Source organism: Roseicyclus sediminis (genome assembly GCF_025515305.1).
Classification (GTDB): domain Bacteria; phylum Pseudomonadota; class Alphaproteobacteria; order Rhodobacterales; family Rhodobacteraceae; genus Roseibacterium; species Roseibacterium sediminis.
The window spans coordinates 37,717-52,032 of record NZ_JAOPHT010000001.1 but is presented as its reverse complement, the minus strand read 5'-3'; the positions used below and the strand labels follow the sequence as shown (position 1 = coordinate 52,032).

General features: G+C 66.5%; 14 protein-coding genes. 8 read left to right on the top strand and 6 right to left on the bottom strand.

The features are described 5' to 3' along the window. Positions 1-273: 273 nt before the first annotated feature. From N8I71_RS00200 to N8I71_RS00185, 4 genes are read right to left on the bottom strand one after another with little or no spacing between them, the layout of a single operon-like run. On the bottom strand, positions 274-1,329 hold the full coding sequence (locus N8I71_RS00200; protein ID WP_262875903.1) for a MaoC family dehydratase: 1,056 nt from the start codon (positions 1,327-1,329) through the stop codon (positions 274-276). Between the two features lies 1 nt (position 1,330). Beyond that, positions 1,331-1,534: a DUF1737 domain-containing protein gene (locus N8I71_RS00195; protein ID WP_262875901.1), complete on the bottom strand. Its 204-nt coding sequence runs from the start codon at positions 1,532-1,534 to the stop codon at positions 1,331-1,333. A gap of 4 nt (positions 1,535-1,538) precedes the next feature. After that, a complete protein-coding gene (locus N8I71_RS00190; RefSeq protein ID WP_262875899.1) occupies positions 1,539-2,093 on the bottom strand; it encodes an NnrU family protein in 555 nt (184 codons plus the stop codon). Then, a complete protein-coding gene (locus N8I71_RS00185; protein WP_262875898.1) occupies positions 2,093-2,959 on the bottom strand; it encodes an HpcH/HpaI aldolase/citrate lyase family protein in 867 nt (288 codons plus the stop codon). The genes N8I71_RS00190 and N8I71_RS00185 overlap by 1 nt, the downstream gene beginning before the upstream one ends. 281 nt (positions 2,960-3,240) lie before the next feature. Here N8I71_RS00185 and N8I71_RS00180 point away from each other — a divergent pair, with 281 nt between their 5' ends. After that, on the top strand, positions 3,241-3,561 hold the full coding sequence (locus tag N8I71_RS00180) for a hypothetical protein (RefSeq protein ID WP_262875897.1): 321 nt from the start codon (positions 3,241-3,243) through the stop codon (positions 3,559-3,561). Here the strand turns inward: N8I71_RS00180 and N8I71_RS00175 are convergent. Continuing rightward, positions 3,558-4,310 carry a sulfite exporter TauE/SafE family protein gene (locus tag N8I71_RS00175; protein ID WP_262875896.1) on the bottom strand — a complete coding sequence of 251 codons (753 nt, stop codon included), beginning with the start codon at positions 4,308-4,310 and terminating at the stop codon, positions 3,558-3,560. The two genes, N8I71_RS00180 and N8I71_RS00175, sit on opposite strands and share 4 nt — an antisense overlap. Positions 4,311-4,469: 159 nt before the next feature. Between N8I71_RS00175 and mdh the strand changes: the two genes are divergently transcribed. From mdh to sucD, 5 genes are all read left to right on the top strand, one after another. Continuing rightward, entirely contained in the window at positions 4,470-5,432 is a 963-nt protein-coding gene (gene mdh, locus N8I71_RS00170; protein WP_262875895.1) for a malate dehydrogenase, read from the top strand. A 114-nt stretch (positions 5,433-5,546) separates the two neighbouring features. Beyond that, complete coding sequence (gene pepT, locus N8I71_RS00165) at positions 5,547-6,785, top strand: peptidase T (RefSeq protein ID WP_262875894.1); 1,239 nt, start codon at positions 5,547-5,549, stop codon at positions 6,783-6,785. Between the two features lie 193 nt (positions 6,786-6,978). Continuing rightward, the gene (gene sucC, locus N8I71_RS00160; RefSeq protein ID WP_262875893.1) at positions 6,979-8,172 is read left to right on the top strand and encodes an ADP-forming succinate--CoA ligase subunit beta; all 1,194 of its coding nucleotides are present in this window, start codon (positions 6,979-6,981) and stop codon (positions 8,170-8,172) included. Positions 8,173-8,184: 12 nt separating this feature from the next. Beyond that, the gene (locus N8I71_RS00155) at positions 8,185-8,754 is read left to right on the top strand and encodes a succinyl-CoA synthetase subunit beta (protein ID WP_262875892.1); all 570 of its coding nucleotides are present in this window, start codon (positions 8,185-8,187) and stop codon (positions 8,752-8,754) included. A gap of 12 nt (positions 8,755-8,766) precedes the next feature. Continuing rightward, the gene (sucD, locus tag N8I71_RS00150) at positions 8,767-9,648 is read left to right on the top strand and encodes a succinate--CoA ligase subunit alpha (RefSeq protein WP_262875891.1); all 882 of its coding nucleotides are present in this window, start codon (positions 8,767-8,769) and stop codon (positions 9,646-9,648) included. Between the two features lie 63 nt (positions 9,649-9,711). On the opposite strand, the gene N8I71_RS00145 is transcribed toward sucD, so the two are convergent. Further along, positions 9,712-10,587 carry a sulfotransferase family protein gene (locus N8I71_RS00145; protein WP_262875890.1) on the bottom strand — a complete coding sequence of 292 codons (876 nt, stop codon included), beginning with the start codon at positions 10,585-10,587 and terminating at the stop codon, positions 9,712-9,714. A 32-nt stretch (positions 10,588-10,619) separates the two neighbouring features. Between N8I71_RS00145 and N8I71_RS00140 the strand changes: the two genes are divergently transcribed. Both N8I71_RS00140 and N8I71_RS00135 read left to right on the top strand, forming a co-directional pair. Then, entirely contained in the window at positions 10,620-11,297 is a 678-nt protein-coding gene (locus N8I71_RS00140) for a hypothetical protein (RefSeq protein WP_262875889.1), read from the top strand. Between the two features lie 52 nt (positions 11,298-11,349). Continuing rightward, the gene (locus N8I71_RS00135) at positions 11,350-14,310 is read left to right on the top strand and encodes a 2-oxoglutarate dehydrogenase E1 component (protein ID WP_262875888.1); all 2,961 of its coding nucleotides are present in this window, start codon (positions 11,350-11,352) and stop codon (positions 14,308-14,310) included. Positions 14,311-14,316 lie beyond the last annotated feature (6 nt).

The window sequence follows — 14,316 nt, the reverse complement described above, 5'->3', positions numbered from 1 at the left end:
ATCACAAAAACACCCGACCTGCTTTGGTGCGCGCCGGGTCGGGTTCGGGCGCCTTGTCGGGATCGGGCGGCGTTGCCGCGAAGCGACGCATGAAGACCTGTCGCCAGCGGCAGCGTCAGGAACTCCATGCCGCCGATCGGGGGGCTTTCGGAGGGAAACGCGCTCCCATGGCCCCGGTGCACCAGGGCGATTGCGCCGGTCATGATGGCGATGGCCGGAACACCGCCGGCGCCCCATTCGCGAGCCATCGTCCACTTCGGCGATCGCCGGTTCTCAGACCGGCATCAGCGCCCAGTAGTCGAGATCGAGCAGGACGTGGGGTAGGTACTTGCCGTCCTCGCCCCGCAACTCTCCCGCGTGCCCGCCATCCTTCACGGCCACCAGCCTGAGACGGATCGCCCCGACGCCCGGAGCGGGGGTCTCTGCGGTGTCCAGCACCTCCGACCAGGCCCGCACGGTGTCGCCGGCGAAACAGGGATTGGCATGGCTGCCGCCGTTGATCGCCACCAGGCACTGCGCGTTCGCAAGCCCGTTGAACGAAAGCGCGCGCGCCATGGACATGACATGCCCGCCATAGATCAGTCGCTTGCGGTCCTCGCGGGGCGTGGCGTCGAAATGGGTCTTCGACGTGTTCTGCCACAGGCGCGTCGCCATCATGTGCTCGGCTTCCTCGATGGTCACGCCGTCCACATGGTCGATCACCTCGCCCACGGCATAGTCAGACGTGCGGTGCGGCTCGCCCGCCTGCACGAAGTCGTAGGCGGAAAAGTCGATGCCGCCCGGCATCACCAGCTTTTCGGGCCGCACCGTCGCGGCAAGCTCGGGGACGACCGTCTCGGGCGCCGGAGCCTCGGGGTCGCGCTTTCTCACCATCACCCAGCGGGCGAATTCCATGACGGCGAGGCCGTGCTGGTTCCGCCCCGTGGTGCGGACATAGACGACCCCGGTCCTGCCGTTCGAATTCTGCTTCAGGCCGATCACCTCGGAGGAGGAGCGGATCGTGTCGCCCGCGTAGACCGGACGGAGCCAGCGCGCCTCGGCATAGCCGAGGTTGGCGACCGCGTTCAGGGAGACATCCGGCACCGACTTGCCGAAGACGATGTGGAAGGCGGCGAGATCGTCGAGCGGGCTTTCGGGCAGGCCGCAGGCGCGGGCGAATTCGTCGGAGGAATAGAGCGCGTGCCGCGCCGGATAGAGCGCATGGTAAAGCGCGCGTTCGCCGCCGGAGACCGTGCGAGGCACCGCGTGCTCGATCACCTGGCCGATGCGGTAATCCTCGAAGAAGCGGCCCGGGTTCGTCTTGCTCGCACGCGGTACGTCCTTGGGCATCTCACTGGTCTCCGAGCTTCATGTCGGGGGAATAGGTGCCCTCGACCTCCTTCGTCACGGCCTGAGCGCAGCGCATGACGCCGCGCGCGGCATCGAAGGCCATGGTGGGGGAGCCGTGCAGCTCCCAGCCCTTGGCCAAGGCCGCGCTGACCTTGTGGCAGAATACCGACGAGTCGTCCTCGGTCAGGAGACGGTAGAGCTTCATGGCGTCAGACCGGGAACGGGTAGTAGCCAAGCCAAGTGTGGATCGCGGCCACGACCCCGTAAAGGACCGCGCCGACGAAGAATGCCAGCACGTCTTTCCCGACGCTTGCATTTGCCGGCCGCTCCCATGTCGGTTCGGCCTTGTTGATGAGGATGACCGAGACCACCGCCCAGGCCAGCATCCCGCCGAAGAGCAGAATCGAAGCAAGATCGCCGTTTACCAGCAGGTGCGCGACCGCCCAGCTTTTCACGCCGGTCAGCTGCTTGTGCCGCACGCGCGCCGAAAGCTTGCCGGGGATCGCGCTGAGCGCGAAGAACCAGAAGCCGATGAGGACCAGCAGGTTCGCGATGTGGATCATGAAGGACGGCGGGAACCAGACCTGCACGACATTCGCGCTTCGGAAGCCGATGACCATCAGGACGATCGACGCGAGCAGCAGGACCGCCACCAGCCCCTTGCCCTTGTCGCCCATCTCCGCCCGTCGCGCGGGCGCCAGGCGTTTGAACAGGTGCGCGCCACTCCAGAGCGCGATGCCGATTATCAGTAGGACGTAACCCATCAAGCCGCCTCCAGTGCCGCTATTGCCTGTGCCTTTGCCAGCGTCGCGCGCGCGGTGTCGACATGCAAGTTCTCGACGATCTTTCCGTCCACGACCGCGACGCCTTGTCCCTCCCGGAGCGCTTCCTCATAGGCCTCGATCTGCCGGCGCGCGAGGTCGAGCTCGTCTTGGGAGGGCGCGAAGGCGGCATTGGCGATGGCGATCTGTGCTGGGTGGATGAGCGTCTTGCCGTCGAAGCCGAAATCGCGCCCCTCGGCGCACTCGGCCTCCAGCCCCTCCTCGTCGCGGAAAGCGTTGTAGACGCCGTCGACGCAGACGAGGCCGTGTGCTCGGGCGGCCAGCAGGCATATCTGCAGCGACGTCGTCATCGCCGTTCGGCTGCGGGCGCCGAGTTCCTTGGCCAGGTCGTTCGTGCCCATCACGAAGCCCGCCATGCGCGGGGCGGCGGCGATCGCGGCGGCGTTCAGGATGCCGAGGGGCGTTTCCATCATCGCCCAGATGACGGTCTCCCGCGTCTGCGGCCGGGCGTCGAGCCGGGCGGACAGCGCCTCGACGTCGGCCGGGCCATTCACCTTGGGCAGCAAGATCGCCTCGGGTCCGATCGCGGCGATGGCGTCGAGGTCTGCGTCGCCCCACTCGGTATCGAAGCCGTTGATCCGGACGATGCAGGCGCGCGGGTCATATCCGCCGGCGGCCAGTGTCTCGGCCAGCAGCATCCGCGCGGCAGGCTTCTCTTCGGCGGCGACGGCATCCTCGAGGTCGAAGATGATCGCGTCCGCCGCCAGCGTCTTCGCCTTTTCCAGCGCGCGCGGCTTGGAGCCGGGGATGTAGAGGACCGAGCGGAAGGGCCGGGCGCGGTGATCCATGGGAAGACTCCGTCAGCGGGTATTCTGGCACGTGACGGGCTTGGAAACACGCCCACAGCGCGAAATCAAGTTCCAATTTGCCGCGCTGCAGAAGAATATTGTTGCGCATGCGAAGGCGCGGGGGTTCACGGCCCGTTAACCATGTCCATGGCACGGTTCATGGATCGCCGGTCATTCTCCGCCGCATTCGCGGCCCGGAATGCGACCGGCGCATTCCCCGAGCCGGATGCGCGTGTCCGCCGCCGGGGCGGGTCCGCACTCCCAACACGAAAGGCGGACCCATGACACGACCGACTTTTCCCGCCGTCGCCGCAATCCTCGCACTGGCGGCGATCCCGGCGGCGATATTGCCGAGGATGGCAACGGCACAGGCCGCCTGCGGCGCGCGGCAACAGGTGGTGGACCACCTCAGGACCCGCTACGGCGAAACGCTGCGCGGCATGGGTCTGTCGGCGGACAACCGGATCATCGAGGTCTACGCCTCGGAGGAAACGGGCACCTGGACGATCACCGTCACATCGGTGTCCGGCATCACCTGCCTGATCGCTTCGGGCGAACACTTCGAAACAATGGCGCGCGCGCCCGTCGGCGAGGCGCTCTAGGTCAGGCCGTCCCACAGAAGCTTGCCGCCCGTCAGCAGAAGGGCGGCCTGCGCGACGGTGAAGAACGCGCGCTCGGAGATCAGGCCATGGGCGCGTACGCCGACATACGTGCCCGCCAGTGCGAAGGGGATCATCAGCATCGACATGCCAAGCGTCGACAGCGTGAAGAGGCCGATCACCGTGTAGATCACCGCCTTCAGCGCGTTGACCACCCAGAAGACCATGACCGACGTCGCATGGTACTGGGTCTTTCCGATCCCGTCCTGTCCCAGCATGAACATGGCGAAGGGCGGTCCTCCGGCATGGGCGACGAAGCTGGTGAAGCCGACGGCGAGGCCGGCGATCCGCCCCTTGGTCGCATCGAAGGGGCGGGGACGCGGCGCGATCCAGCCGCGGGTGCGAGCGATGCGGAAGGCGACGAAGCCGACGGCGATGAAACCGATGATAACCCGGATCGAATCCGCCGATACGATGAAGAACAGCGCGGTGCCGAGCGCCAGCCCTGGCACGGCCCCTGTCAGGATCGCGCGCGCCGAAGGGGCGTGCCATCGGCCCCAGTAGGTCCGCACCGCCGCGAGGTCGATCGCCATGAGGACCGGCAGCATCAGGGCGAGCGCGATGCCCGGATCCACGACGACCGCGAGAATCGCGGAGCTCGCAAAGCCCAGCGAACCGCCGAAACCGCCCTTGGAGACACCGGCAAGGAACGCTCCCGCGGCCGCCAGCACGAATACCCAACCTTCAAGCAAGGCCGTTCCTTTCCCCAAGCATCGCAACGTCTTGACCAGTGCCTTGCCGCTGCGTGCGTGCGGCTGGGGCTTTCCGCCGCGCGCGCCCGGGCTTGCGCGGGAGACAGGGCGCGGCTACCCCTCGCGCCGATATCAACGAGGGACTTGGAGATCAATCTCATGGCCAGACCCAGGATCGCGCTGATCGGCGCGGGGCAGATCGGGGGCACTCTCGCCCATCTCGCCGCGCTGAAGGAACTGGGCGACGTCGTTCTGTTCGACATCGCCGAGGGGGTTCCGCAAGGCAAGGCGCTCGACATCGCCGAAAGCGGACCCTCCGAAAAGTTCGACGCGAAGCTCAAGGGCACCAACGACTATGCCGACATCGCGGGGGCGGATGTCTGCATCGTCACCGCCGGCGTTCCGCGCAAGCCGGGGATGAGCCGCGACGACCTGCTCGGCATCAACCTCAAGGTGATGAAGTCCGTGGGCGAAGGCATCCGCGACCACGCGCCAGACGCCTTCGTGATCTGCATCACCAACCCGCTCGACGCGATGGTCTGGGCGTTGCAGCAGTTCTCGGGCCTGCCCGCGCACAAGGTCTGCGGCATGGCCGGCGTGCTCGACAGCGCACGCTTCCGCCACTTCCTCGCCGAGGAGTTCGACGTGTCGATGAAGGACGTGACCGCGTTCGTCCTGGGCGGCCATGGCGATACGATGGTTCCTTCGGTCCGCTATTCGACGGTGGCGGGCATCCCGCTCCCGGACCTCGTGGAGATGGGCTGGACCACGAAGGAAAAGCTCGACGCGATCGTGCAGCGCACGCGCGACGGCGGCGCGGAGATCGTGGGCCTCCTGAAGACCGGCTCGGCCTACTACGCGCCCGCGACCAGCGCCATCGAGATGGCCGAGGCCTACCTGAAGGACCAGAAGCGCGTCCTGCCCTGTGCGGCGTGGTGTGACGGCGTCTTCGGCCTGAAGGGCATCTATGTGGGCGTGCCCACGGTGATCGGTGCCGGCGGCATCGAGCGGATCGTCGAAATCAACCTGACCAAGGACGAACAGGCGATGTTCGACAGCTCGGTCGCGGCGGTTAAGGGCCTTGTCGACGCCTGCAAGGGCATCGACGAAAGCCTCGCATAAGGCAGAAGACCTGCGGTTTCTCGGGGCGGAAAACACGCGTTTTCCGCCCTGTCCCGTTGACGTCGCCCGCGCGACATGTGCCACTGGTCGCATGATGACGCAGCGGAGGTCAGGATGAGCGCCGATTTCGACGCGGAACTCGAAACGCGGCTTTGCCGCTATGCCGCCATCGACAGCCAGTCCGACATCGACAGCATGGCCACGCCATCGACGCCGGTGCAGCACGACATGCTCGACCTTCTCGTCGGGGAACTCGAGAGCATCGGCGCGGCGGACATCACGAAGACCGACTACGGGACGGTCATTGCCACGATCCCGGGCAACGCCCCCGGACCCGTCATCGGCTTTCTTGCCCATGTCGACACCGCGCCGCAGTTCAACGCGACCGGCGTGAAGCCGCGGGTGATCCGTGGCTACAACGGCGGCGCGATCAGCTTTCCCGACGATCCCTCCCTTGTCCTGTCGCCCGAGGATTTCCCCTATCTCGCGGGCAAGGTCGGCGAGGATATCGTGACCGCCTCGGGCACCACGCTGCTCGGGGCGGACGACAAGGCCGGGGTGGCGATCATCATGACCGCGGCGCGGCATCTTCTGGAGAACCCGGATCTTCCCCGACCGACGATCCGCCTCGCCTTCACGCCCGACGAGGAGATCGGGCGCGGCGTCGATGAACGCCTGCCGAAGGATCTGGGCGTCGACTTCGCCTATACCTTCGACGGTGGTGACGCCGGCGAAGTAGTCTACGAGACGTTCTCGGCCGACTTCTGCGTCGTCACCGTCACCGGCGTCTCGATCCATCCCGGCGAGGCGACCGGCAAGTTGGTGAACGCGATCCATCTCGCCGCGCGCATCGTCGACACGCTGCCGCAGGCCACCATGACGCCCGAGACCACCGCCGAGCGCGAAGGCTTCATCCATGCCGTCGACATGAAGGGCAGTGCGGCCGAGATGGTCGTCCGCTTCATCCTGCGCGATTTCGAGCGCGAGGGCCTCGCCGCCAAGGGCGCGCTGGTGCGGCAGGTCTGCGAGGCCATCGCCGCGACCGAGCCGCGCGCGCGGATCGACGTGAAGATCACGCCTCAGTACCGGAACATGCGCTACTGGCTGGAAGACGACATGACGCCGGTAGACCTTGCGCGGGACGCCTGCCGCGAGATGGGTGTCGAACCCGTCGAGACGGTCATCCGCGGCGGCACCGACGGCTCGCGGCTGACGGAAATGGGTGTGCCCTGTCCGAATCTCTTCACCGGCATGCAGAACGTTCACGGGCCGCTCGAATACGTCTCGGTGCAGGACATGGCCCTTGCGACCCGGCTCATGCTGCAGATCGCGGAGCGTGCCGCACGCGGCTGACGCCCGGGTGAGTCGCGGCGGCATGCCATTGCATACTGATTTCCCGGCAATCTTGTGATCACACTTTTTCGGCCTGTGATCACAAATGTCGCTTTTTTCGGGAAAAGCCCGCCGCTGCGGCAGAATGCCGTTTTATTGCGCGCATGGGTTGTGCTTAAGCGGGTCGAAACACCACCAACGACGGGACAGTTTCATGAACATTCATGAATACCAGGCGAAGGCGCTTCTGCGTCAGTACGGCGCCCCGGTCAGCGACGGCCGGGTGGTTCTGCGAGCCGAAGAAGCGAAGACCGCCGCCGGCGAACTCGACGGTCCGCTCTGGGTCGTGAAGGCCCAGATCCATGCCGGCGGGCGCGGCAAGGGCCACTTCAAGGAGGCCGACGCGGGCGACAAGGGTGGCGTGCGCCTGGCGAAGTCGGTGGAAGAGGCCGAGGCCGAGACCAAGAAGATGCTGGGCCGCACGCTGGTGACGCACCAGACGGGTCCGGCGGGCAAGCAGGTGAACCGCGTCTATATCGAAGATGGCTCGGGGATCTCGCGCGAGCTCTACCTCGCGCTCCTCGTCGACCGCGGGACTTCGCGCATCTCCTTCGTCTGCTCGACCGAGGGCGGCATGGACATCGAGGAAGTCGCGGCGCGCAGCCCCGAGAAGATCCTGTCCTTCGCCGTCGATCCGGCGACCGGCTACCAGGCCTTCCACGGCCGCCGCATCGCCTTCGCGCTCGGGCTCGAGGGCAAGCAGGTCAAGGAATGCGTGAACCTGATGGGCATCCTCTACAAGGCCTTCGTCGAGAAGGACATGGAGATGCTTGAGATCAACCCGCTGATCGTCACCGACGAGGGCAGCCTCAAGGTGCTCGACGCCAAGCTCGGTTTCGACGGCAACGCGATCTACCGCAACCCCGACATCGCCGCGCTGCGCGACGAGACGGAGGAGGACCCCAAGGAACTCGCCGCCTCCAAGCATGACCTGAACTACATCGCGCTGGACGGCGAGATCGGCTGCATGGTCAACGGCGCGGGCCTCGCCATGGCGACGATGGACATCATCAAGCTCTACGGTGCGGAACCCGCCAACTTCCTCGATGTCGGTGGCGGCGCCACGAAGGAGAAGGTCACCGAGGCCTTCAAGATCATCACGTCGGACCCGAACGTGAAGGGCATCCTGGTGAACATCTTCGGCGGCATCATGCGCTGTGACATCATCGCCGAAGGCGTTATCGCGGCGGTGAAGGAAGTGGGGCTGAAGGTCCCGCTGGTCGTCCGGCTGGAAGGGACCAATGTCGAGAAGGGCAAGGAGATCATCAACTCCTCCGGCCTCGCCGTGATCGCGGCCGACGACCTCAAGGACGGCGCCCAAAAGATCGTGGCGGCGGTTAGGGGCTGAAGGCCCGGGACGATGGTCGAACGCGCACATATCGAGGAGAGGGCGGCCGAAGCGCCGCGGGGCGCGGGCCTCTGGGCCGTGCTCCATATCGGTGCGATCGCGCTCTTCCTCGTGATCGTGGCCGGTCGCGTGCTGGCCGCGTCGCACGACACGGCGCCCGACGCTTTCGCGGCCCATTGCTTCTCGCCGCTCCTGACCGGGGAAACGGCGGCCGAGCGCCTCGCGCCGGCCCGTGTCGATTTCTACGACCTGCGGCCGTTCCGGACGGGCGCAGCTGTGTCCGAACCCGGCGGGCGCCCCGTGACGCCGGGCACCGACCGGCGCTGCGAAGTGGCATTCGACGGGGCGCATGTGGAGGCTGGCATCGACGCGGTGCGGGCCGGACTGTCGCGCGAGGGCATCCTCGACGAGGCGCCGGTTCCCGGGGACTTCGCGGTGCAGGACGGGGCGTCCTTCGTGGCGGCCCGGTTCCTCAACCCCAACCGCATCGCCGTGGTGCAGGTCGGCACCCGCCCCGGCCCCAACGGCACCGAGACATTCATCAACGTGGAACGGCTGGAGCCGTCCGAAGACCAGAACTGAAGGACAGAACGCATGGCCGTACTCGTCGACGAAAACACCAAGGTGATCTGCCAGGGCTTCACCGGCAGCCAGGGCACCTTCCATTCCGAGCAGGCCATCGCCTACGGAACCAAGATGGTTGGTGGCGTGACGCCCGGGAAAGGCGGCATGACCCATCTCGATCTGCCCGTGTTCAACTCGGTTCACGAGGCCAAGCACGCGACGGACGCCGATGCGACGGTCATCTACGTGCCGCCGCCCTTTGCCGCCGACTCGATCCTCGAGGCGATCGACGCCGAGATGGAGCTGATCTGCTGCATCACCGAGGGCATTCCGGTTCTCGACATGATGAAGGTCAAGCGCGCGCTGGAAGGGTCGAAGTCGATCCTCATCGGCCCGAACTGCCCCGGCGTCATCACGCCGGATGCCTGCAAGATCGGGATCATGCCCGGTCACATCCACAAGCGCGGCAAGGTGGGCGTCGTCTCCCGCTCGGGCACACTGACCTACGAGGCGGTGAAGCAGACGACGGATGTCGGTCTCGGCCAGTCGACCTGCGTCGGCATCGGCGGCGACCCGATCAAGGGGACCGAGCATATCGACGTGCTGGAATGGTTCCTCGCCGATGACGAGACGCAGGCAATCATCATGATCGGCGAGATCGGCGGCTCGGCCGAGGAAGAGGCGGCACAGTTCCTCGCCGACGAGAAGAAGCGCGGCCGCTGGAAGCCGACCGCGGGCTTCATCGCCGGACGCACCGCGCCTCCGGGACGTCGGATGGGCCATGCGGGCGCCATCGTGGCAGGCGGCAAGGGCGGCGCCGAAGACAAGATCGAGGCGATGAAAGCCGCAGGCATCGTCGTTGCCGACAGCCCCGCAACGCTGGGCGAGGCGGTTCTGAAAGCCATTGGTTGAGCCATGACGCCGCGCGAGCGCCCACAATGCGACCCCAACAGCTACGCCGGGCATTGCCCGGCGTCAGGCGTCGGTCGCGGGGTCGTATCCAAGAAGCCCGAAGTCGTCCCGGTAGATCGACGCGACAAGCGCGCGGCACTCCTCGGTCGTGCGGGGGAGGGAAGACGTCGCGGGCGCGTTGACGTTCTTGCGTGGCAGGTCGGCGGACAATCCGTGCTCGGCCGCGAAGGCCGGCCATTCCTCGGCCAGCCGCTCGAAACGAATGATGCGGTCGACGCCGATCGCTCCGTCGGGCGCTTTCAGCATGTCCACCTGCGGCCTCAGATGCATCTGGCGGAGCAGGTCGGGCCGTCCGGCCAGATGCCGAGCAAAGTCGTTGTGGGTCATGTCCGGAGGAATGTTCCGGCGCGCCCAATCCGCGTCATGCGCGTTCAGGCCGCCCTTCCTCAGGAAATAGTAGGCCGAGATGAAGCGGCTCATGGGATGGCGGACGACGGCGAAGGTGTGCGGCATGTCGCGGTCGCGCGGCTTGTGGCGCAGGTAGAACGAAAGCGGCTTGTGGCCCTTCGTCCATCTCACGCCGGTCGACAGGATGCTGGACCCGGCCGCCTTGGGCACATGGATGAAGATCGGGCCGTCCCAGACATTCCGTTCCGGCCCCTCCAGTTCGAGCAGCGCGAACAGCATTCTGAGGCGGGCCGCGTCGGGATCGATGCCCTCGAGCCTGGCCAGAACGGGGGCGATGTATCGGATCGCTCCCTTGCGGAATACCCGGATGGTTTTCTGAGCTGTCATTGTCGGCCCGACAGAAAGGCCCCCAAGGCCGAATGTAACGCCAACGCCGCCGGGCGCCAGTGCCCGGAGCGCGGTCCTTCCCTGGGCGGCCTGCGCAAGCGGCTGTCCCGAGCGGATGCAGGCCGCGCCGATGCGGTTGGCCATCGGCCGCACAGGCTGCTGACCGGGGGGTGCCAATGAAGGACCGGAGGCTCTGGCGAAGGGTATGGCGCGCAGCCCATGCCATTGGCGCGGCAAGTCTTTTCGCCCTTGCGGCGATGCTGTTCCTGTCGCTCCCCGCCCGGGCGCAGGCGCCGCAGATGGACGGTGTGGAGCCCTGTCTCGCCACTCATTTCGATCCGTCGCGCTACCTCGCCGAGTTGGGCGCCTTGGGTTGGCAACCGATCGCCGATGACGCGCGCGGGGCGGCCCTCGCGTGGCTGTCGGACGCCTTTCTGCCGCTGGCTTTCGAGGGCTTCGACTATGCGGACGCCACGGATGCGGCCGGACGCCGGGCCGAACAGGTGCGGGTCTGGGACGACATGACCCGCGGCCGCAACATCCTGGTGCGCGGACAGCAGGTGCTCTTCATCGGCGGCGACAGCGCCGCAGACGGACGCCGGCGCATCTCCTGTTGGCTGGCGGCGGCGTCGGGCGATCCGCTGACCTCGCGGCTGTTCGACATCTGGTCGGAGGTCGGACTTTCCGTGGCCGGCCCGACCGTCACGCGCGCCGGCATTCCCGACACACCGCTTGCCGGGGGTGGCACGCTCTCGGTTCGCGGCGTGCGCACCTTGCCCGGGGCCTTGCCCGGGCTTTCGGCCCACGAGGGCCTGCTGATCCGGGTCGTCCTGGACGCGGAGGCGACGCAATGACCGCGCTTCCGCGACACCTTCATTTCACTCCCTCGACAGAGGATTCCGAGCAATGACCGAGCAATCCCCCAACGACCAGTTCCACGCGTCCTCCTTCATGCAGGGGCACAACGCGGAATACCTCGAACAGCTCTATGCCCGCTACGCGCAGGACCCCAATGCCGTCGACGAGGGTTGGCGGCAGTTCTTCGCGACGCTGGGCGATGCACCGGCGGAGGCGCAGGCAGAGGCGCAGGGACCCTCCTGGGCACGCGCCGACTGGCCGCCGCAGCCTGCCGATGACTGGACGAACGCGCTGACCGGTGAGTGGCCGGCCGCCGCCGCCGAGGTCAAGGAGGCCGGTCGCAAGATCAAGGAGAAGGCCGCCGAGAAGGGTGTCGAGCTTACCGACACCCAGATCCAGCGCGCCGTGCTCGACTCGATCCGCGCGCTCATGCTGATCCGCGCCTACCGGATCCGGGGCCACCTCGTCGCCGATCTCGACCCGCTGGGGATGCGCGACCAGACCCCGCATCCCGAGCTCGACCCGAAATCCTACGGCTTCACCGAGGCCGACATGGACCGGCCGATCTTCCTCGACAACGTTCTGGGCCTTCAGCACGGCTCGATCCGGCAGATCCTCGACATCGTGAAGCGCACCTATTGCGGCACCTTCGCGCTGCAGTACATGCACATCTCCGACCCCGAGCAATCCGCCTGGCTGAAGGAGCGGATCGAAGGCTACGGCAAGGAGATCGCCTTCACCCGCGAGGGGCGGAAGGCGATCCTGAACAAGATGGTCGAGGCCGAGGGCTTCGAGAAGTTCCTGCACGTCAAGTACATGGGCACCAAGCGTTTCGGGCTCGACGGCGGCGAAAGCCTCATTCCCGCGATGGAGCAGATCATCAAGCGCGGCGGCGCGCTGGGCGTGAAGGAGATCGTCATCGGCATGCCGCACCGCGGCCGCCTCTCGGTGCTCGCCAACGTGATGGCCAAGCCCTACCGCGCGATCTTCAACGAGTTCCAGGGCGGCAGTTTCAAGCCCGAGGACGTGGACGGCTCCGGCGACGTGAAATATCACCTCGGCGCGTCCTCCGACCGGATTTTCGACGAAAATTCCGTTCACCTGTCGCTGACGGCGAACCCCTCGCACCTCGAGGCGGTGAACCCCGTCGTTCTGGGCAAGGTCCGCGCGAAACAGGACCAGATGGGCGACACCGAGCGCAGGCAGGTCGTGGGCGTCCTTCTGCATGGTGACGCGGCCTTCGCGGGCCAGGGCGTCGTGGCGGAAGGCTTCGGCCTGTCGGGCCTGCGCGGCCACCGCACCGGCGGCACCATCCACTTCATCGTGAACAACCAGATCGGCTTCACGACCGCGCCGCACTTCTCGCGGTCCTCGCCCTATCCGACGGATATCGCCCTGATGGTGGAAGCGCCGATCTTCCACGTGAACGGAGATGACCCGGAGGCCGTGGTTCACGCCGCCAAGGTCGCCATCGAGTTCCGCCAGAAATTCGGCAAGGACGTGGTCATCGACATGTTCTGTTACCGCCGGTTCGGTCACAACGAGGGCGACGAGCCCATGTTCACCAACCCGGTGATGTACAAGAAGATCAAGACGCAGAAGACCACGCTGCAACTCTATACCGAGCGGCTGGTGAAGGACGGACTGATCCCGGAGGGCGAGATCGAGGACATGAAGGCGGCCTTCCAGGCGCACCTGAATTCCGAGTTCGAGGCCGGCAAGGACTACAAGCCGAACAAGGCCGACTGGCTCGACGGACGCTGGAGCCATCTCGACCGCGAAGGCGAGGAATACCAGCGCGGCGAGACCGCCATAAAGCCCGAGACCATGGCCGAGATCGGCCGTGCGCTGACCACGGCGCCCGAAGGCTTCAACCTGCACAAGACGGTGGCCCGGCAGCTCGAGGCCAAGGCGCAGATGTTCGAGACCGGCCAGGGCTTCGACTGGGCCACGGCCGAGGCACTCGCCTTCGGGTCTCTCCTGACCGAGGGTTACCCGGTTCGCCTTGCCGGACAGGACAGCACGCGCGGCACCTTCAGTCAGCGCCATTCGGCCTTCATCGACCAGGAGACGGAGGACCGGTACTACCCGTTGAACGCCGTCCGCGAAGGGCAGGCACGCTACGAGGTCATCGACTCGATGCTCTCGGAATACGCGGTTCTCGGCTTCGAGTACGGCTACTCCCTGGCCGAGCCGAATTCCCTGGTGATGTGGGAGGCGCAGTTCGGCGACTTCGCCAACGGCGCGCAGATCATGTTCGACCAGTTCATCAGTTCGGGCGAACGCAAGTGGCTCAGGATGTCGGGCCTCGTCATGCTCCTGCCGCACGGCTTCGAGGGGCAGGGCCCCGAACACTCCTCGGCCCGGCTCGAACGCTTCCTGCAGATGTGTGCCGAGGACAACTGGATCGTCGCCAACTGCACGACGCCCGCGAACTACTTCCACATCCTGCGCCGGCAGCTGCACCGCTCCTTCCGCAAGCCGCTCGTGCTGATGACGCCGAAGTCGCTTCTCCGGCACAAGCTGGCGATCTCGGATGCCGCCGATTTCACCACCGGCTCCAGCTTCCACCGTGTCCTCTGGGACGACGCCGAGAAGGGGCATTCCGAGACGACGCTGGCCAAGGACGACAAGATCCGGCGCGTCGTGATTTCGTCGGGCAAGGTCTACTTCGATCTTCTGGAAGAACGGGACGCCCGTGGCATCGACGACGTCTATCTCCTGCGGCTCGAACAGTTCTATCCCTTCCCGGCGCTCGCGCTGATGAAGGAACTGGAGCGCTTCAAGGGCGCCGAGATCGTCTGGTGCCAGGAGGAGCCCAAGAACCAGGGCGCCTGGACCTTCGTCGAGCCCAATATCGAATGGGTGCTGACCCGGATCGGCGCCACGCACAAACGCCCTCGCTACGTGGGCCGCGCCGCCAGCGCCTCGCCGGCGACGGGGCTTGCCAGCATGCACAAGGCACAACAAACCGCGCTCGTGAACGAAGCGCTGACCATCGAAGGGTAATCCGCA

Bases quoted from the DNA above. Each gene is read 5' to 3' on its own strand.
- N8I71_RS00200 (WP_262875903.1), bottom strand. From the start codon at position 1,329: ATGCCCAAGGACGTACCGCGTGCGAGCAAGACGAACCCGGGCCGCTTC.
- N8I71_RS00195 (WP_262875901.1), bottom strand. From the start codon at position 1,534: ATGAAGCTCTACCGTCTCCTGACCGAGGACGACTCGTCGGTATTCTGC.
- N8I71_RS00190 (WP_262875899.1), bottom strand. From the start codon at position 2,093: ATGGGTTACGTCCTACTGATAATCGGCATCGCGCTCTGGAGTGGCGCG.
- N8I71_RS00185 (WP_262875898.1), bottom strand. From the start codon at position 2,959: ATGGATCACCGCGCCCGGCCCTTCCGCTCGGTCCTCTACATCCCCGGC.
- N8I71_RS00180 (WP_262875897.1), top strand. From the start codon at position 3,241: ATGACACGACCGACTTTTCCCGCCGTCGCCGCAATCCTCGCACTGGCG.
- mdh (WP_262875895.1), top strand. From the start codon at position 4,470: ATGGCCAGACCCAGGATCGCGCTGATCGGCGCGGGGCAGATCGGGGGC.
- pepT (WP_262875894.1), top strand. From the start codon at position 5,547: ATGAGCGCCGATTTCGACGCGGAACTCGAAACGCGGCTTTGCCGCTAT.
- sucC (WP_262875893.1), top strand. From the start codon at position 6,979: ATGAACATTCATGAATACCAGGCGAAGGCGCTTCTGCGTCAGTACGGC.
- N8I71_RS00155 (WP_262875892.1), top strand. From the start codon at position 8,185: ATGGTCGAACGCGCACATATCGAGGAGAGGGCGGCCGAAGCGCCGCGG.
- sucD (WP_262875891.1), top strand. From the start codon at position 8,767: ATGGCCGTACTCGTCGACGAAAACACCAAGGTGATCTGCCAGGGCTTC.
- N8I71_RS00145 (WP_262875890.1), bottom strand. From the start codon at position 10,587: ATGGCCAACCGCATCGGCGCGGCCTGCATCCGCTCGGGACAGCCGCTT.
- N8I71_RS00140 (WP_262875889.1), top strand. From the start codon at position 10,620: ATGAAGGACCGGAGGCTCTGGCGAAGGGTATGGCGCGCAGCCCATGCC.
- N8I71_RS00135 (WP_262875888.1), top strand. From the start codon at position 11,350: ATGACCGAGCAATCCCCCAACGACCAGTTCCACGCGTCCTCCTTCATG.